This is a genomic window from Flavobacterium sp. 9AF (assembly GCF_902506265.1).
Lineage (GTDB): Bacteria > Bacteroidota > Bacteroidia > Flavobacteriales > Flavobacteriaceae > Flavobacterium.
The window spans coordinates 2758708-2776339 of record NZ_LR733556.1 but is presented as its reverse complement, the minus strand read 5'-3'; the positions used below and the strand labels follow the sequence as shown (position 1 = coordinate 2776339).

Annotated in this window: 18 protein-coding genes; 13 read left to right on the top strand and 5 right to left on the bottom strand. The window is 27.7% G+C overall.

Annotated elements, in window-relative coordinates:
- Position 1: 1 nt before the first annotated feature.
- The 10 genes from HALO113_RS12685 to HALO113_RS12640 all read left to right on the top strand — a co-directional run bounded on the left by HALO113_RS12685 (position 2) and on the right by HALO113_RS12640 (position 8448).
- Positions 2–670: a YiiX family permuted papain-like enzyme gene (locus tag HALO113_RS12685; protein ID WP_159779369.1), complete on the top strand. Its 669-nt coding sequence runs from the start codon at positions 2–4 to the stop codon at positions 668–670.
- 11 nt (positions 671–681) lie between these two features.
- Positions 682–1338 (top strand): vancomycin high temperature exclusion protein, encoded by a 657-nt coding sequence (locus HALO113_RS12680; RefSeq protein WP_159779368.1) that lies wholly within the window; start codon positions 682–684, stop codon positions 1336–1338.
- Between the two features lie 14 nt (positions 1339–1352).
- The gene (locus HALO113_RS12675) at positions 1353–1649 is read left to right on the top strand and encodes a transcriptional regulator (protein ID WP_159779367.1); all 297 of its coding nucleotides are present in this window, start codon (positions 1353–1355) and stop codon (positions 1647–1649) included.
- A 39-nt stretch (positions 1650–1688) separates the two neighbouring features.
- Positions 1689–2189, top strand: a complete 501-nt coding sequence (xrtK, locus tag HALO113_RS12670) for an exosortase K (RefSeq protein WP_159779366.1) — start codon at positions 1689–1691, stop codon at positions 2187–2189.
- Entirely contained in the window at positions 2186–4972 is a 2787-nt protein-coding gene (locus HALO113_RS12665; RefSeq protein WP_159779365.1) for an MSEP-CTERM sorting domain-containing protein, read from the top strand. The genes xrtK and HALO113_RS12665 overlap by 4 nt, the downstream gene beginning before the upstream one ends.
- 54 nt (positions 4973–5026) lie before the next feature.
- Positions 5027–5482 carry a hypothetical protein gene (locus HALO113_RS12660; RefSeq protein ID WP_159779364.1) on the top strand — a complete coding sequence of 152 codons (456 nt, stop codon included), beginning with the start codon at positions 5027–5029 and terminating at the stop codon, positions 5480–5482.
- A 1-nt stretch (position 5483) separates the two neighbouring features.
- Positions 5484–6134, top strand: coding sequence for a DUF1361 domain-containing protein (locus tag HALO113_RS12655; protein ID WP_159779363.1), 651 nt, complete (start codon positions 5484–5486; stop codon positions 6132–6134).
- A complete protein-coding gene (locus tag HALO113_RS12650; protein WP_159779362.1) occupies positions 6124–6423 on the top strand; it encodes a hypothetical protein in 300 nt (99 codons plus the stop codon). Before HALO113_RS12655 ends, HALO113_RS12650 begins: the two co-directional genes overlap by 11 nt.
- Before the next feature lie 338 nt (positions 6424–6761).
- Positions 6762–8123, top strand: a complete 1362-nt coding sequence (gene creD, locus HALO113_RS12645) for a cell envelope integrity protein CreD (RefSeq protein ID WP_370519371.1) — start codon at positions 6762–6764, stop codon at positions 8121–8123.
- Positions 8124–8133: 10 nt separating this feature from the next.
- Positions 8134–8448: a potassium transporter KefB gene (locus tag HALO113_RS12640; protein WP_159779361.1), complete on the top strand. Its 315-nt coding sequence runs from the start codon at positions 8134–8136 to the stop codon at positions 8446–8448.
- 66 nt (positions 8449–8514) lie between these two features.
- Here HALO113_RS12640 and HALO113_RS12635 read toward each other — a convergent pair whose 3' ends face one another.
- Together HALO113_RS12635 and HALO113_RS12630 are read right to left on the bottom strand one after the other, a co-directional pair.
- Positions 8515–9372 (bottom strand): neutral zinc metallopeptidase, encoded by an 858-nt coding sequence (locus HALO113_RS12635; RefSeq protein ID WP_159779360.1) that lies wholly within the window; start codon positions 9370–9372, stop codon positions 8515–8517.
- 53 nt (positions 9373–9425) lie between these two features.
- Complete coding sequence (locus tag HALO113_RS12630) at positions 9426–10205, bottom strand: hypothetical protein (RefSeq protein WP_159779359.1); 780 nt, start codon at positions 10203–10205, stop codon at positions 9426–9428.
- Positions 10206–10354: 149 nt separating this feature from the next.
- Here HALO113_RS12630 and HALO113_RS12625 point away from each other — a divergent pair, with 149 nt between their 5' ends.
- From HALO113_RS12625 to HALO113_RS12615, 3 genes are all read left to right on the top strand, one after another.
- Positions 10355–10870, top strand: a complete 516-nt coding sequence (locus HALO113_RS12625; RefSeq protein ID WP_236554681.1) for a hypothetical protein — start codon at positions 10355–10357, stop codon at positions 10868–10870.
- A gap of 830 nt (positions 10871–11700) precedes the next feature.
- A complete protein-coding gene (locus HALO113_RS12620) occupies positions 11701–12381 on the top strand; it encodes a sensor histidine kinase (RefSeq protein ID WP_236554679.1) in 681 nt (226 codons plus the stop codon).
- Positions 12350–13003 (top strand): response regulator transcription factor, encoded by a 654-nt coding sequence (locus HALO113_RS12615; protein ID WP_159779357.1) that lies wholly within the window; start codon positions 12350–12352, stop codon positions 13001–13003. Before HALO113_RS12620 ends, HALO113_RS12615 begins: the two co-directional genes overlap by 32 nt.
- Before the next feature lies 1 nt (position 13004).
- Here HALO113_RS12615 and HALO113_RS12610 read toward each other — a convergent pair whose 3' ends face one another.
- The 3 genes from HALO113_RS12610 to mdh all read right to left on the bottom strand — a co-directional run bounded on the left by HALO113_RS12610 (position 13005) and on the right by mdh (position 17611).
- Positions 13005–13457 (bottom strand): hypothetical protein, encoded by a 453-nt coding sequence (locus HALO113_RS12610; protein ID WP_159779356.1) that lies wholly within the window; start codon positions 13455–13457, stop codon positions 13005–13007.
- A gap of 75 nt (positions 13458–13532) precedes the next feature.
- On the bottom strand, positions 13533–16499 hold the full coding sequence (secDF, locus tag HALO113_RS12605; protein ID WP_159779355.1) for a protein translocase subunit SecDF: 2967 nt from the start codon (positions 16497–16499) through the stop codon (positions 13533–13535).
- 179 nt (positions 16500–16678) lie between these two features.
- Positions 16679–17611: a malate dehydrogenase gene (gene mdh / locus HALO113_RS12600; RefSeq protein ID WP_159779354.1), complete on the bottom strand. Its 933-nt coding sequence runs from the start codon at positions 17609–17611 to the stop codon at positions 16679–16681.
- Positions 17612–17632: the final 21 nt, after the last annotated feature.

Genomic DNA, 17632 nt, shown 5'->3' with positions numbered 1-17632 from the left:
AATGAAACTCAAAAGATTATCTGTATTTATTATTTTGCTACTCTTTTTAGGAGGATTTACATTCGCTTTTTTATCAAAAAAAGTACATCCCTCTTTCAAAATTACAAATAATAAAATTCAAAAAACATTTAAAGATGGAGATATTATTTTTCAAACTTCTGAATCAGCGCAATGCGAAGCGGTTAGAATAGCAACAAATTCAAAGTTTTCCCATTGTGGTATTATTTTTATAGAAAAAGAAAAAACGTATGTTTATGAAGCTGTTCAACCTGTAAAAAAAACACAATTAGAAGAATGGATTAAACAGGGTCGAGACCAAAAATATGTGGTGAAACGTTTGCAAAATAATGATTCACTTCTTACTAAAGATATGGTTAAGAAAATGAAATTATATGCAACCACTTTGATGGGAAAAGATTATGATTTATATTTTGAATGGTCAGATGAAAAAATATATTGTTCTGAATTGGTTTGGAAAATATATAAAGAAGTAGCAAATGTTAGTCTGTGTCCAACAAAAAAATTAAAAGATTTTAATCTGGTTCATCCTTTGGTACAGAAAATTATGAAAGAACGCTATGGAAATAACATTCCTTATGACGAAGAAGTCGTAGCTCCCTCACAACTATATGATTCAAATTTAGTAACTACTGTTTTTGATAATTATTAAAATTTAAGTTTATGATAATTAAAATTGGCAACCTATTATTTAAAATAAAAAAGTACATATTCCCTATATGTGTTTTCTTGTTATTTTTTATATGTGCAGCCAATACGACGATTAAAACAGCAACAAAAAATAAAATTTTTTCAGAAGTTACTATGCTACCTAAAAACAAAGTGGGTGTCGTTTTAGGTACAGGAAAGTATTTAAAAAATGGTACATTAAATTTATATTTTTCCTACCGCATAGCCGCGACTGTAGATTTATTTAAACAAGGTAAAATTGAATATATTTTAGTTAGTGGGGATAATAGTACAGAAGAGTATGATGAGCCTAACGACTTTAAAAAAGAATTAATTGAGCAAGGAGTTCCAGAAGATAAAATAGTTTTAGATTATGCAGGTTTTAGAACATTGGATTCTGTAATTAGGGCAAAAGAAGTTTTTGGTTTAACTAATTTTACTCTAATTTCGCAACAATTTCATAACGAACGAGCACTTTATATTGCTACCAGAAATAATATTAACGCTGTTGCCTTCAATGCCAAAGATGTTTCAAAATATTACGGAATAAAGGTACAAATTAGAGAATATCTAGCAAGAACGAAAGTTTTTATAGATTTATTTTTCAAAGTAAAACCAAAATTTTTAGGACCAAGAATTACAATTGGATAACAAAAAAATAAAAAGTGAAAAACATTATTCAAAATATAAACAAAGCCTTTGATCACCGCATTCGTTTGGGAATCATGTCTGTGTTAATGGTTAATGAAAATGCTGATTTTGCTACTTTAAAAGAATTATTAGGTGTTACTGATGGAAACTTAGCTAGTCATGCTAAAGCCTTAGAAAATGAAAATTATATTATGGTTGAAAAACAATTTATAGGTAGAAAACCAAATACAAAATATATAGCCACAAAAGAAGGTAAAAAAGCTTTTCAAGAACACATTGAAGCACTTGAAAAATTAATATCGAAAAACTAATCTATTTTTTTATTTAATAACTTTGAAATACAAAGTACTATGAAAAAAAACAAAACACATATTATTATACTCATTTTTGTCTTTATTTTTTTAAAATTTCTTTTTTCTATAGCAAATGTGGATGAAATACGCTTTGTACTTTATCCCGTTTCAAAAACAATTGATTTTATAACTAACACTAAATCTATTTATCTGATTAATAAAGGTTTTTTTAATTCTAACTTAAATTTTATAATTAATAAATCATGTTCAGGAATTAATTTTTTTATATTGTTTTTTATCTGTGTTTCTTTCAGATTATCAATACTAAAAAAACAACTCCCATTATATAAAAACTTGTTTTTTTCGAGTGTGTTTTCTTTATGCATTACCTACATTGCTAATACTTCTAGAATACTCTGTTCTATTAATTTACCTTCTGAGATAACCTTAGATCCAAAAATTACCCATCAAATTATAGGTACAGGAGTGTATTTCTTCTTTCTACTATTTTTTTATCTATTATTTGATTATTCACTAAAAAACAAATTCATAAAATGAAAAATTTAATACATCCTAAGTGGGTTCTTTTTTTAAATTCTATTCCACTTTTAATTTTTTCGCTACTACTCTATTCCGAATATCGTGTAATTAAATCGCTATTAAATGATGGAAACATTTATCTATGGAATAAATTGGGTCTTATTTTATGTAGCTTACTGTTAATTAATATAGGCTTTGCAGGATATCATTTTTTTAAAAAAACCAACTTAAATATAGTTTATGCACTTTTTTCCAGTGCATCATACCTTTGTTTTGCTTACTATTATTATCAAAACTTCTCTGATATTATTCCTTCTTCAATACCCAATTGGATGGTCTCTGGAAATTTATTTATTCATATGATTACCTTTATAATGCCTACATTAATTCATTCCATAATAATATTAACACTTCATTTTACAAGTAATCCCTACAATGCAAAAATTTTTCCAAACTTTATTGCTTTACTAGGTATTCCAATTGGAACCTATTTACTATCTCAAATTGGTTTACCCATTTTACACCAATTAGAAGAGAATTTTTCAATTCATGTAATTGTTATTGCCTTTATATTGGTTACTTATATTTTTATTTTCTTTCTCATACGTTTTTTCTATTTACTCGCTTTAAAAAAAGAAAATGTATGGGTAAAATATAAATTATTATGGATGATACCTGTTTGCATTGTATTTCCTTTAATTGGCTTATTAGTGAATAATGGGATTTACGCTCCCTCAGATTTATTTAAAAACAGCCACGGTATTTTTGGAAACTTTAACGCTGTCTGGTTTTATGTATTTGCTTTTTTCAATGGTGTTCTTTTGTGTTTACCAAAATTTGATAATTACAAGCTTAGGCTCTTAGTTTTTGTTTTAAAAGTCTTCTTGTTTGCTTATATCATTTACTTTCTACTTGTTTTTCTTCCCTATTTACCTTTCTCATTGATTGGAATTGTAGCTTTAGGATTAGGCTTTTTGATGTTAACACCAATAATGATATTTGTAATTCAAGCTCAACAATTGCATAATGATTATATATTTTTAAAAAGAAATTTTTCTAAAAGTGTACTTCAATTTATATATATAGTTTCGTTTTTAGGATTGCCTTCAATTATAACAATTAAATATATTAATGATCGAAAAGTGATAAATGATACCTTAGAGTATGTTTATAATCCGAATTTTGAAAAAGAGTATAACATTGATTTAAAATCCCTAGAAAACACGTTATTTGCCATCAAAACAAACAAAAAAAGAAACGATGAATTTATATTTGGAGAAAATCTACCCTATCTAAACTCCTACTTTAACTGGTTAGTTTTAGACAACCTTATCCTTTCTAATGACAAAATAAAACAGATAGATTTAATTTTTTTTAATCAGGAAAAGAAAACAAATTATTTTACAAATGAACAAAGCAACCCTAATTCAGTAAAAATAACGAGTGCTTTTTCTCATAGTGTATATGATAAAAAAAGAAAATTTTGGAAAAGTACTATCGATTTAGAAATTACTAATTTTGATTCAGATTTTTCTGAATATAGTACGCAAATATATTTACCAAACGGCTGTTATATTAGTGATTATTATCTTTATGTGGGTAATAAGAAAAAATATGGATTATTAACAGAAAAAAAAGCGGCTCTATGGGTTTATAACTCCATTAGAAATGAGAATAAAGATCCTGGATTACTGTATTATATAAATAAAAATAAAGTTTCTTTTAAAGTATTTCCCTTTTCAAAAAATGAAAAGAGAAAAACAGGAATAGAATTATTACATAAAGAACCGATAGAATTATCTATTGAGAATCAAAAATTTAATCTTGGTGAAGCGACTTCTATAAAGAGTACAACTACTGAAGAAAATAATTTATTTGTATTAGCATCTGAAAAGAAAAATTTAGAAAAAATATATAGAAACCCCTATTATCATTTTATCATCGATGCCTCTAAAAATGGAGCAAAAAATATAAAATCATACAATAAAATCATTGATCGTATTCATTTAGATCAGCCTTTAAATTATAAAAGTAAAATTAGTTATGTAAATGCCTTAGTAAAAACATATGACTATGAAAAAAATGGGTATAAAACTATCGATTCTAATGATAATGGTTTTTATTTAGATAGAGGCATTAAACAAGTTTTATTTGATAACTATAAAAATCTTGATACGCTTACTTACCCTATAATTGTTGTATTAACAGACGAACTTAAAAATTCTATTTTGGAAAATGATTTTACAAATTACATGGAAAATTATTTTGAAGAACCTCTTTTTTATAATATAAATTCTAAATCAGAGATAACAAGTCATTCTCTTTTACATAAGCCACTTCATTCAATAGATACTATTTCTAAACTGCCTTATGAAAATAACATTCATTGCTTAAAATATTCAATCGAGAATCGAACTTATTTACTAAAAGATGACAATCAATTAAGCTTGTTACCTAATACCAAAATAAATTGGAATTCCATAACAGAGAAAAATTGGATAAATGGTTTAAAAATGCAATCACAATATCAAAATTCAATATTTTATCCTAATGAGGTTCAGGAAGAATGGCACAACTTAATTCGATCAAGTTTTACTTCACATATTATGAACCCTTATACCTCCTTTATCGTGGTAGAAAATGAAGCACAGCAACAAGCTTTATTAAAAAAACAAGAAAAAGTATTAAAAGGTAATAAAGCCTTGGATTTAGATGAAGAAACAAACCAAATGTCTGAGCCTTCTATATTCATACTGATAATATTAGTTTTATTGATTACTATTATATATAAACAATCCTAAAGTGTTGCTTTTTTTTAAGCAAAAACTTTGAAATACAAAGTACTCTAAAATATTATGAAAGATAAACTTATTGAAAAAATGTACGAAATATCAAAAAAACCATACCAAAAATGGTTGAAAAAAAACAAACCTTGGAATATATCTTCCAGCGAATTAATGGTCTTACCTGAAGCTTCTCTTGGTTATGAATTGGGTAGTTTTCTGTTGCGTTATAATTTTCAAATACAAGAAAAACTTGAAGATCATGATGTAATACATGTTTTAACTAACACCGGAATTTCTGTCGTGGAAGAAATTGGTATGCAATATTATTTATTGGGTAATGGTAAAAAAAGCTTGTATCTGTTTTTAGTTATCATTACTGGATTTCTCTTTTATCCCAAACAAATAGATTACTATTTGATTCAGTATCAAAAAGGGAAAAAAGCACATCGCTTTTATGATTTAGATTTCTATAAAATGCTTACAATTCCAGTTACAAATCTTAGAAAAACTTTTAATATCATTTAATATGCAACTCATAATCAACGCTTATTTGTCAAATAAAAAAAACAATAGCTTTTTATTAACATTATATCTCTATTGCGCTTTTTTATTACTTTGTAGAGCTAAATTAACTCAATCGGTTTTTTATTTCTTTTTGATTTGGAATGCCTTCTTGGCTACAATTCCATATCTCATTTTGTTATTAGCAAAACAGAAAATTATACTATTAGAAAATTCAAAAATAAGAATCCTAGTCTTTTTATTATGGTTGCTATTTTTACCTAATTCGTTCTATATTGTTACAGATTTTGTTCATTTGCCAAAGGGAAACTCAAATTTGTTTTGGTTTGATTTAATTTTATTGTTTTCATTTTCTTTCTTAGGCTTCCTATTGGGATTATTAGCGCTTCAGGAATTTAAGAATTGCTTCTCTTTATTTATTTCGACAAAAATCTTGCAATATAGCATTCCTGCCATTTGTATGTTAAATGGTTTTGGTATCTATCTAGGACGTTTTTTACGATTTAATAGTTGGGATATACTTACTAATCCTTTCCCGCTTTTTATAGATTCCTTTAAATGCTTACTTTCTACAGAAGCCTTATTGTTTTCAATGCTTTATGGCAGTTTTATCTATCTCATTTATCTTTTTAAAAACATTTTTTATGGAAACTAATTTTCATTTCAAAGAGTTACCCTTTTCAACACAATTAGCTATTACATCCTTTTTAATAGGTACTTTTCTGTTCTTATTGTATTTTATTTTTTCGGAAGCACTTGTAATTATGATTATAGGTTATGTCTATTTATTTCTAGCTGTATTAATTAATCTTATTACGCTTTTGCATTTAATTTATCTTCTTTCCAAAGAAGAAAATACGGAAGATTTAATCATTAGAATACTAATTCTGTTATCTAATATTCCTATTGCCTTCTTATATGCCTATATAATAATTAATAGATAACCGAAATGGAAGATTATAAAAATAAAATTATTTATGATGGGAAGTTTGCAAGATTTTTTGCATTAGGCTCATTTATAATTGGAAGTGTCCTTTTTTTAGTCTTTACAATTACACATTATGAAATTCTAATTGTAATAGGCTTTTATTATGTTATAATAGCTTTTTTTCTAAATCTAATTTTACTATTAAACACGATATACAATCTCATTGTGTACAAACATTTATTTCTTTTTCAATTAGGTACCATTTTAATTCTTCTTCTAAATATACCTATTTCAATTTTTTATGTGGATTTATTACTTAACAATTTAAATATCAATCTTTAAAAATTTAATTTTATGGAAAATTCAATAGAACAACAAAAAACAAGTAGTACTGTAAAACCTTCTTTTCTACAAAGCAATACCGCTAAAATGATTATGGTAGGCATACTTACCCTATTCTTATTAATTCCGCTTAATTTAGTACAAGATCTGATTAGGGAACGTTCAGATCGCAAAAATGATGTTACTCATGATGTGGCAGCATCTTGGGGAGAAAATATTCATTTTTATGGTCCTATTCTTAAAATCCCTTACAAAACGTACTCAGAAACAGCAATTGTAGACGAAAAAAGTAGAGAAACTATTATTCAGAAAAAAGCTACTATCCAATATGCATATTTCTTTCCTACAACATTAGAAAACAAAACACAAGTAAAAAAAGTGGATGATATTAAAAGAGGTATTTACAATCCAATTGTTTTTAAAGCCAATATGCAATTTAACGGTACTTTTGAAAATGCTGCTTTTGAGAAATTAAATATTAAACTAGAAGATGTAATTTGGGATAAAGCTTCAATTATTATTAAAACGACGAATTTAAAGAGCATCAAGAGTGACTTAAAAGTAAGTTTAAATAAAAAAACGTATACCTTAGAATCGAAGTCAGATGAAGATAATTACTTTGGCACATTGGAAACAGAGAAATTTATTTATACTCCAAGTCAAATACTAGATTTTAATTTTAAAATGAATTACAATGGTAGTGATAATATTGAGTTTATCCCTTTAGGTAAAACAACTACAACGAGTATTGATGCAAATTGGGATTCACCTAGTTTTATAGGTAGTTTTTCTGCCAATGATACTACAAAAGAAATTACCTCTAAAAAATTTCATGCTGATTGGAAGATATTACATATTAATCGTCCATTTTCGCAACAATATGATAATAAAATTCCAAATTTAAAGAACTATTCCTATGGTGTTAAATTGATAGAAACGGTAGATGAATATCAGCAAAATGAACGAGCTTCAAAATATGGTTTTTTAGTTATTGGTCTTACATTCTTGGTATTTTTTCTAATTCAAACCATCAGCAAAAAGAACATACATATTTTTCAATACACCATGATTGGTTTAGCCTTAATTATGTTTTATACACTATTAATATCTATTACAGAACATTCAAGTTTTACTATTGCATATAGTATTGCAGCTAGTGCAGTAGTCATTATGTTACTACTCTATTCCATTTCAGTATTAAAAGAAAAGAAATTTCCTCTATTTATTGCTACTTCACTAACCGTATTATATAGTTTTATATTTGTTATTATACAATTAGAAAATTACGCACTATTAGTTGGCAGTATCGGTTTATTCTTTATTTTAGGTGCTGTGATGTATTTCTCGAGAAAAATTGATTGGAACAACAATTAAATGAACAGTTATGCATAAAATAGAAATATATAATGTATTAAAATTTGCTATAGCTGGTGCTATCTTAGCTTTAGTGCTAATCTCAATTTTAATTTTTAGTGTCCCAAACCCTAATCCTGAATGGGGAAAAATGTGGTTTATTAAGCCTTTAATCATAACGCCATTTATAACTTCAATAGGTGGAAGCCTTTTTTATATCATTAATGCGAAGAAAAGAACGTCAAAAATTTTAAATTTTATTTTATTTATGATAAGTATTTTTGTCTTACTTTTCTTTCTATGGATAGGTACTATTTTAGGCTTAGATGGCACTTTATGGAATTAAAATTAAAATCCCGAACTAGCTGTAAACTAGTTCGGGATTTTATCTATTTTATAATAAAATTAGAATTTATAATTCTTCAGCAAAAGTATCATGTTGCCTTATATCTCCCGAATTATAACCTTTCATAAACCATTTCATACGCTGTTCAGAAGTACCATGAGTAAAAGAATCAGGAACTACATGACCTTGCATTTTACTTTGAATAGCGTCATCACCTACTGCGTGTGCAGCGCTTAATGCTTCTTCAATATCACCTGCTTCTAAATATTTTTTATTATAATGGGCCCAAAGACCCGCATAAAAATCGGCTTGTAATTCTAAACAAACAGATAATTTATTAGCATCTGCTTGACTTCTACCTTGTTGTGCTTGTCTGACTTTTTGAGAAGTTCCTAATAATGTTTGTACATGATGTCCTACTTCATGAGCAATTACATAAGCGATAGCAAAATCTCCTCCTTTGGCACCAAAACGAGTTCGTAATTCTTCAAAAAAGCGTAGATCCATATATACTTTTTTATCAGCAGGGCAATAAAAAGGACCTGAAGCAGCGGTTGCACTACCACAAGCTGTTTGCACTGCATCGGTAAATAAGACCATTTTAGGCTTTTCGTAGTATCCTAGTTGATTGTCATTAAAAACTTGAGTCCATGTGTCTTCAGTAAATGCAAAAACAGTCTTCACAAATTCACCCAAAGCTTTCTCTTCAGGAGTCAATTCTCTTTGTACTGTTTCTTGTTGTGCACCAGATTGATTCATTTGTTCTAGCATTGGAGCAAGAGTTTGTCCTGTTTCGCCACCAAAAATCTGTAGTAGTAAAACTATGATTCCTATTACTCCTCCACCTGCAACTACTTTGCCACCAGTGGACATTCCTCTCCTATCTTCTACGTTATCGCTTTGTCTTCTTCCTTGCCATTTCATATTAATTTGTTTTATGTTTTCTCAAAGTTAGAAATAAATTTTAAAATGTATTCTTATTCTCCTTCAACCTGTCCAATTTCATCTAAAACATTGTACTCTTCTACACCTACAATGTTATCATAAATTGAAAAGGCCATTGCATTAATTATGGGTAAGGTAAAGAAAATTCCAATACAAATGGCTATTAGTCCAACAAACATCCCTATGACTGCTATTAAAATAGCTAAAAATATAGGTAATGGTTTTTTGGCTACTAATAGAACACTGTTTTTTAATGCATCAGAAAAATTTTGCTCCGAAAAAATAACTAAGGGTAAAAATAAGATAAAAAAGACAGTTGCTATATAATGAACAATATAGACTAAGAGAACTAATCCCATTCTTTCAAGAAATAAATTAAATATTAGCGTGGTTAAAGTTACCACTATAGAACCAAGAATAATATCCTTAATATACTTACTTTTAAAATACTCAAATAAAGTATTTATTTGCAGTTGTTGTTTATTTTTTGCTTGTAAGCATAACTTCAAAAAACCAGCATTTATAGGTGCCACTATTGCTGAAACAATAATGGAAATAATACTTATAGAAATTATATATATAGCACTTGTTCTCGTTTCTTGCAATTCAATTGCCCATTGAGCCATATTAGATGCTCCAAATGCAATTATTAAGATAAAAAAGTACAAAGCTGCAAAAAAGATACTTATTAATAAATATCCCAAACCAGCAATTAGAAAAATTTTCTTATAAATTTCGAAGCAATCTTCTATTAATTTTCCTAAATCTAAATTATAACCATTTCTAATTTTTTCGCTAATCTTGTTATTCATGTTTTAATTATTTTTTGTAAAAATAATTTTTTTTAACACAATTAGAAATTTAAAATTAAAAATAGAATATAAAAAGGGTGATTTTCCCCTTGTACGATTTTTACAATACAAATACTTTTGCCTCATAAACTTTAATAAATAAACCCATTATGAAAAAAATTAACAATCTTCTATTAACTAGTTTGTTTCTTCTTTTTTTATTTCAATCATGTACTGAAGTAGAAGTAAAGCATGATGAACCAACCCAGTTAATATCTAATAAGGTGGCTAAAGAATTAAATCAAAACTACAATAGAACAAGACATAGCATAATTTCGCAGACTATAAATAAAGAAGATGCAAATTCTGCTTGGTATTCTTTAGAAGAATTAGAAAATTATATTTATTATGTAAAAAAACAAGGTAAAGAAAAAGGATATGATGTAGATGGTATTCGTTTCTATTTAGGTGCCTATCCTGATACACAAGAATATGATACTAAAGCCAATATGACGACTATATTTTTAACTCCTACAGGTAAAAAAACATCTGTACAAAAAGGAAGTGTTTTGAATTTACCTGCGATGATGCAAACTTCAGAAGAGAATGCTGATATTGAAGAAATTAGTCCAATGAACTTTGGTACAATGGGGCATCCTCCTAAAGCAATTTATCCATCAAATTAAAATCCTATATAATTAATCAATAGAATTAAGGATTAACCTAATAACACTTAATTCTATTGATTTTTAATATTATAATAATTAATGTTAGAAAATTTAAGATACTTCCCAGGTCTATTCGCCTTTATCTCAACAATTATTGGTTTGTTAAATTGGTCCAAATTACCCAATTATAAATCTAAATTAACGCTATTTACTATAGCTTTAACGCTATTCATAGAAATTTCAGGTCCATTATTTAGCCTTTGGACAGGCTTATTAAATTACTATATCTTTAATATCTACATTTTTATTTTATTTCAATTATACTTTTATATTTTAGTAAAGATTTTAAAAAATTATCGTTGCAAAATTTTAGGGTCTTTATTTATGATCATTTATACAATTTGTTTTATTTTAAATTTAATATTTCAGTTAGAAACATTAGGTCACGACATCTATTCTGGTTTGTATTCCTTAGGTGTATTTATGTTTATTATACTCTCGACATTTTATTTTATAGAGTTGTTTAATTCAAGTAATGTTTTAAATTACAAAAAGAATATATTTTTTTGGTTTATTATTGGTGTTTTATTATTTCATGTACCTTTTTTACCATTCATGCTTTCCTTAGAGTGGTTTTTAATTGAGTACATTTCATCCATTTATTTGATTGTGCTTTTTATATTAAATTTAATAATGAACACTTGTTTTATAATCGGATTTTTATGGACAGAGAAGAAATACAATTACTAGTCATTTCGTTAAGTATCGTATTTTTTACTTTACTAGTAGTCCTTTTTGTGCTTTTTTTTTACTTCCAAAAAAAGAAAACACAATTCTTAATCGATAAAATGGAATCCGAAATTCATTTCCAATCTGAACTAATCAAGACAAGAGTAGAAATAAAAGATCAAACTTTAACTGAAATAAGTAAAGAACTTCATGATAACATAGGACAAATTATTTCGGTAGCCATTATGCAGCTCAATATGTATACTCAAAGAGATGAAACGGTTACCAAAACAGATTTAGAAGAAGTGAAAAGTGTTATGGCAAAATCATTAGATGAGATTAGAATTTTATCCCGAATTATTAATAAAGATAATTTAATAAACACTAATTTTATTGAGTCAATTGAAAATGATTTTAAAAGGATTGAAAAGTTAAAGAATATTGAATGTAAGCTATATCTTAATTGTAATTTCCCAAAAATTAATGTAGAACATGAATTAATTTTGTATCGTATTTTTCAAGAATCTATACATAATAGCTTAAAACATTCTTCAAGTAAAAAATTAGAAATGAACATTAGCTGTGATGACGAAATTCTTACAATTCAATTGAAAGACTTTGGAATTGGTTTTGATTCCAATCAAAATTATAAAGGTTTAGGATTAAACAACATAAAATTTAGAGCAAAATTAATTGGGGCAAATTTATCTCTAAATTCGAACGAAAACGGCACAGAAACTCTCTTACAATACAACTTAAACAAACAAGATGAAAACAAAGAAAAAAGTAATAATAATTGATGACCACTTATTATTTTCACAATCGTTAAAATATTTAATTAATAGTTTTAACGACTTCATGGTAGTTGATAATTATGAAAACGGTAAAGATTTTATTGATAGTGTTATGGCAAACAAAATCAATACAGATGAAATAGAACTCATTCTTTTAGATGTAAACATGCCTGTTTTAGACGGACTTAAAACCATGGAATGGATTAAAAATAATAGAGAAGATTTAAAAGTAATTGCATTATCTGTTAATGATGATGAAGAAACCATAATTAAAATGATTAAGCATGGAGCAAAAGGTTATCTTTTGAAAGACACATCTCCGCAAATATTTGAAGAAGCTTTAAAAACGGTTTCAGACAAGGGTTTTTTCTTTACAGAATTAGTTTCTGGGCTACTGGTTAATCGTTTAGATAATAATAACCAAAAATTGGAATTAAAAGACAAAGAAATACAATTTATCAAACACGCTTGTACAGAAAAGACATACAAAGAAATAGCTGATGAAATGTGTTTAAGTCCTAAAACGATTGATGGTTATCGAGAACATTTATTTTGTAAATTAGAAATTAAAACGCGTATAGGCCTGGTTTTATATGCCATTAAAAATAAAATTGTTTGTATTGAATAAATTATCTTTTCACTTTTATCCCCACTCCAAGTATATTAGGTAAATAAGCAATATTTTTCTTATTTTCTATACTAATATTATACTTGCCTTTTTTTAAGTGTATCTTACTTTTGAAAGTATAATATAAATCACAAATATCCCCGCTACATTCTCCTAATTCTTTTCCATTTGCATCTTTTATTTCTAAATTAATTGGAATGTCTTCTGTATGTCCATCTGGAAATGCTATACTTATTTGTAAAGGAATCATTTGAAAATTATAATCATAAATATGACTTAAGTGCAAAAGTATGTCTCCTACTTCATCTTTTTCAATAGTGAATGAAAAATTTTTAGTGTCATTAGAATCCCATCTGTTATTTTCAAAATCAGAAGTATATTCACTATAAATCTTATTTTGGTCACAAGAAAGGAACACTATTGTAAGTAACAAATAAAAACCAAATAATTTCATGATTATATTTTTTATAAAAATAAAAAAAAGACCTGATAAACAGGTCTTTTCAAAAAATATTTTTAAAGATAAAAATTAATCTTCTTTTTTAAATTCAGCCATTTTTTTAGCTTCTTCTTTGCTCATTGTGTCATTCATTATAGGTGTTGCAACAAATAGTGAAGAATAAGTTCCCACTAGAATACCTACTAAAATTGCAAATACGAAACCTCTAATCGTTTCACCACCGAAGATAAAGATAGCAATCAATACCACTAAAGTTGTTGCAGAAGTATTAATCGTTCTACTCAAAGTAGTGTTTAATGCTTTATTTACCAATCCTTTAAAATCTGGTGAAGAATTATAATCTAAATACTCTCTCACGCGGTCAAATACAATTACCGTATCATTTAATGAGTAACCAATAACGGTTAAAATTGCAGCGATAAAAGCTTGATCAATTTCCATGTTGAAAGGTAATACAGTATAAAAGAATGAGAAAATACCCAATACAATAATTACGTCATGTGCTACCGCTAGTACAGCACCAAGACCAAATTGCCATTTTCTAAATGAAACCATTAAATACAAGAAAACAACTAAAAGAGAACCTAAAACCGCCCATAAAGAGTTAGTCTTAATATCTTTAGAAATTGTTCCAGAAACTTTAGAAGAAGACATGATTCCTACTTGTTTTCCTTCGTATAAGTTTACAAATTTTTCATAAGTTAAGTCAGATGGTAAATATTTCTTCAAAGCATCGTGAAGCATTTTATTTACTTCTTTATCAACTCCTTCTCCTTCTTCATCAACTCTATATTTTGTAGTTATTTTAAGCTGATTGTTACTTCCATATACTTTTGCTTCAGCACTTTCAAAAACAGCAACTAAATCTTTTGTTACTTCAGGAGCTGAAACAGCTTTATCAAAACGAACTTGATATGTTCTACCTCCTACAAAGTCAACTCCGTAATTTAACCCTTTCATAGTTAATGAAGCGATACTTAAGATTAATAATAATCCTGAAACCGCATAAGCAATTTTTCTTTTTCCTAAGAAATCGAAATTTAAATTTTTAAATAAATTCTTAGTTAAAGATGTAGAGAAAGTAATATTTTCATTTCTTGATAGACTCCAATCTAAGAAAATTCTTGTAATGAAGATTGCCGTAATCATAGAAGTTATGATACCAATTAATAAAGTGGTAGCAAAACCTTTAATTGGACCTGTACCAAGTAAAAATAATATTAACGCTGTAATAAAAGTTGTTACGTTTGCATCTACAATTGAAGACATAGCACCTTTCCATGTATAAGAATAGTTTACTGCTTCTTCTACTGTTTTACCAGAATCTAATTCTTCTTTCGCTCTTTCATAAATAATTACGTTAGCATCTACTGCCATACCAATGGTTAATACGATACCTGCAATACCAGGTAAAGTTAATACCGCTCCAAAACTAGCTAAAGCTCCAAAAATGAATAATATGTTTACCAATAAAGCTAAATTAGCATAGAAACCAGCTTTACCATAGTACACTACCATCCATAATAATACTAAAGAGAAACCAATGATGAATGACATAAAACCGCTATCAACAGCTTCTTTTCCTAAAGATGGCCCAACTACTTCAGACTGTACAATATCAGCTGCTGCAGGTAATTTACCCGCACGCAATACATTCGCTAAGTCTTTTGTTTCGGTTACTGTAAAACTTCCTGAAATTTCAGAACGTCCACCAGTTATAGCTCCTTTACTTACACCAGGTGCTGAATAAACAATATTATCTAAAACAATTGCAATAGCATTTCCTTGTTGAGAAACTTTACCTGTTAATTTTTCCCATTCTCTTGAACCTGCTCCATCCATTTGCATAGAAACAGCTGGTTTACCTAATTGATCGAATGTATCTGTAGCATCTACAATTACACCACCACTAATAGGTGCTTTACCATCTTTACCTGTTCTTTTTAATGCATATAATTCAACGATCCCAGGTGTTTTTTCATTTTCCTTACCCCAAACAAATTTCACATTTGCTAAGGCATTTGGTAAAGTTTTCATTACATCTTTTCTTCTTAGGTAATTTCCTATAGTAGCAGTATCTGTTACTTTAGCATAACCTAAAACTGAAAACCCTTGTTGTTGAGTAATTTGAAACTTATCAAATAAAGGATTTACTTGAACTTTAGTTGTATCTGCTTTATCAGTTAATAAAGCATCTAAATCTTTTGCTGTTGAATCTTTTACTGCAGTATCTTTAACTACTTCATTTTTAACAGTTTCTGTTTTTTTCAAAACTTCGTTAGCTGAAACTAAGTAATCACCTACTTCTTCAATTTTATAGGTTTCCCAAAATTCTAATTTTGCAGTACCTTGTAATAATTTTTTTATACGATCTACATCTTTAGCACCAGGTAGTTCTACTAAAATTCTTCCTGAATTTCCTAATAATTGAATATTAGGTTGCGTTACACCAAATTGATCGATACGCTTTCTTAAAACTCCAAAAGCACTTTCAACTGATTCAGAAACTTTTTGTTTAATAATAGGCTCTACTTGAGCATTGGTCATATTTCTATTAATTTTTTCTTCTAAATTTCTGTTTCCGAAGATATCATTATTAGCTAATTTAAGATCTGATTTATTTGCTTGTTCAAAGAAAGCATCTATATAATCTTGATTTCCTTGTTGATTGATTTTAGCATCTTCTAAAACTTTTAAAAAGTCTCTGTTCGTTGATTCATTAGCTAAACCAAATAAAATATCTCTAACAGATATTTGAAGAATTACGTTAAGACCTCCTTCAAGGTCAAGACCTTTATTAATTTGGTTGTTTCTTACTTCTTCATAAGTGTTCCAAAGAAATACTTTTTCTTTACTTTTTGCCAAAGAATCAAGATAAGATACTTCTTTTTGAGTTTGAATTTCTTGTGGAAATTTACTTGCAAAACTCTTTGCATCTTTCTCAATTCCATTTGCTACGAATGTAAAAGATAATTGGTAAATACATACCAAAGCAAAGATAATTGCGAAAAATTTAATTAGTCCTTTATTCTGCATTACTACTAAAATTAATTATTCTTTTTTTTATAAAAACGGACAAATATATAATTTACAATAGGATTAACCAATTTTATTTCTTAATAAAATTGGTTTTTATTAATATTTTCCTGTTGATAACTAAATATAAAAAAACTGTCAAATAGAAATGACAGTTTTAACATCTGATAATGAAACTATTATAGTACTGATTTCAAATCAGCATTCATATTTCTAACTGCATCAGCACTCTTAGCAAATAATGCTTTTTCCGCATCATTTAATTGAATATCTACGATTTCTTCCACTCCATTTTTACCAATAATACATGGTACACCAATACAAATATCATTTTGTCCATATTCACCTTCTAACATAACAGAACATGGAATCATTCTTTTTTGATCATTTAAAATACTATCTACTAAATAAGCTACCGATGCACCTGGTGCATACCAAGCAGAAGTTCCTAATAAACCAGTAAGGGTTGCACCTCCTACCATTGTTGCAGATGCTACTTTATCTAATTCTTCTTGCGATAAGAAATGAGAAACAGGTGAACCATTATAAGAAGCTAATCTAGTTAAAGGAATCATAGTTGTGTCTCCATGTCCACCGATAACCATACCTTGAATATCATTACCTGGTTTTTGTAAAGCTTGTGATAAATAATATTTAAAACGCGAACTATCTAAAGCTCCTCCCATACCAATTACTCTGTTCTTTGGCAATCCAGTAGCTTTTAAAGTTAAGTAAGTCATAGTATCCATAGGATTAGATACTACTACAATAATAGCATTTGGAGAATGGGTTAATACATTATCAGCTACCGATTTCACAATTCCAGCATTAATACCAATTAATTCTTCACGAGTCATTCCAGGTTTTCTAGGAATTCCAGAAGTTATTACTACCACATCACTACCTGCTGTTTTAGAATAATCATTTGTACTTCCAGATAATTTTGTATTAAATACAGTAGTTGTTGCACATTGCATGATATCCATGGCTTTTCCTTCTGCAAAACCTTCTTTGATATCTAATAAAACTACTTCACTAGCAATTCCTCTATACGAAATAACATCGGCACATGTTGCACCAACATTACCTGCTCCTACTATTGTTACTTTCATTTTTTTGTTTTTGATTATTTA

Excerpts from the sequence above, each read along its gene's own strand:
- HALO113_RS12610 (WP_159779356.1), bottom strand. The coding sequence starts at position 13,457 with ATGAAATTATTTGGTTTTTATTTGTTACTTACAATAGTGTTCCTTTCT.
- secDF (WP_159779355.1), bottom strand. The coding sequence starts at position 16,499 with ATGCAGAATAAAGGACTAATTAAATTTTTCGCAATTATCTTTGCTTTG.
- creD (WP_370519371.1), top strand. The coding sequence starts at position 6,762 with ATGGAAAATTCAATAGAACAACAAAAAACAAGTAGTACTGTAAAACCT.
- HALO113_RS12665 (WP_159779365.1), top strand. The coding sequence starts at position 2,186 with ATGAAAAATTTAATACATCCTAAGTGGGTTCTTTTTTTAAATTCTATT.
- HALO113_RS12635 (WP_159779360.1), bottom strand. The coding sequence starts at position 9,372 with ATGAAATGGCAAGGAAGAAGACAAAGCGATAACGTAGAAGATAGGAGA.
- HALO113_RS12655 (WP_159779363.1), top strand. The coding sequence starts at position 5,484 with ATGCAACTCATAATCAACGCTTATTTGTCAAATAAAAAAAACAATAGC.
- mdh (WP_159779354.1), bottom strand. The coding sequence starts at position 17,611 with ATGAAAGTAACAATAGTAGGAGCAGGTAATGTTGGTGCAACATGTGCC.
- HALO113_RS12620 (WP_236554679.1), top strand. The coding sequence starts at position 11,701 with ATGGAATCCGAAATTCATTTCCAATCTGAACTAATCAAGACAAGAGTA.
- xrtK (WP_159779366.1), top strand. The coding sequence starts at position 1,689 with ATGAAAAAAAACAAAACACATATTATTATACTCATTTTTGTCTTTATT.
- HALO113_RS12680 (WP_159779368.1), top strand. The coding sequence starts at position 682 with ATGATAATTAAAATTGGCAACCTATTATTTAAAATAAAAAAGTACATA.
- HALO113_RS12685 (WP_159779369.1), top strand. The coding sequence starts at position 2 with ATGAAACTCAAAAGATTATCTGTATTTATTATTTTGCTACTCTTTTTA.
- HALO113_RS12660 (WP_159779364.1), top strand. The coding sequence starts at position 5,027 with ATGAAAGATAAACTTATTGAAAAAATGTACGAAATATCAAAAAAACCA.
- HALO113_RS12630 (WP_159779359.1), bottom strand. The coding sequence starts at position 10,205 with ATGAATAACAAGATTAGCGAAAAAATTAGAAATGGTTATAATTTAGAT.
- HALO113_RS12625 (WP_236554681.1), top strand. The coding sequence starts at position 10,355 with ATGAAAAAAATTAACAATCTTCTATTAACTAGTTTGTTTCTTCTTTTT.
- HALO113_RS12640 (WP_159779361.1), top strand. The coding sequence starts at position 8,134 with ATGCATAAAATAGAAATATATAATGTATTAAAATTTGCTATAGCTGGT.
- HALO113_RS12615 (WP_159779357.1), top strand. The coding sequence starts at position 12,350 with ATGAAAACAAAGAAAAAAGTAATAATAATTGATGACCACTTATTATTT.
- HALO113_RS12650 (WP_159779362.1), top strand. The coding sequence starts at position 6,124 with ATGGAAACTAATTTTCATTTCAAAGAGTTACCCTTTTCAACACAATTA.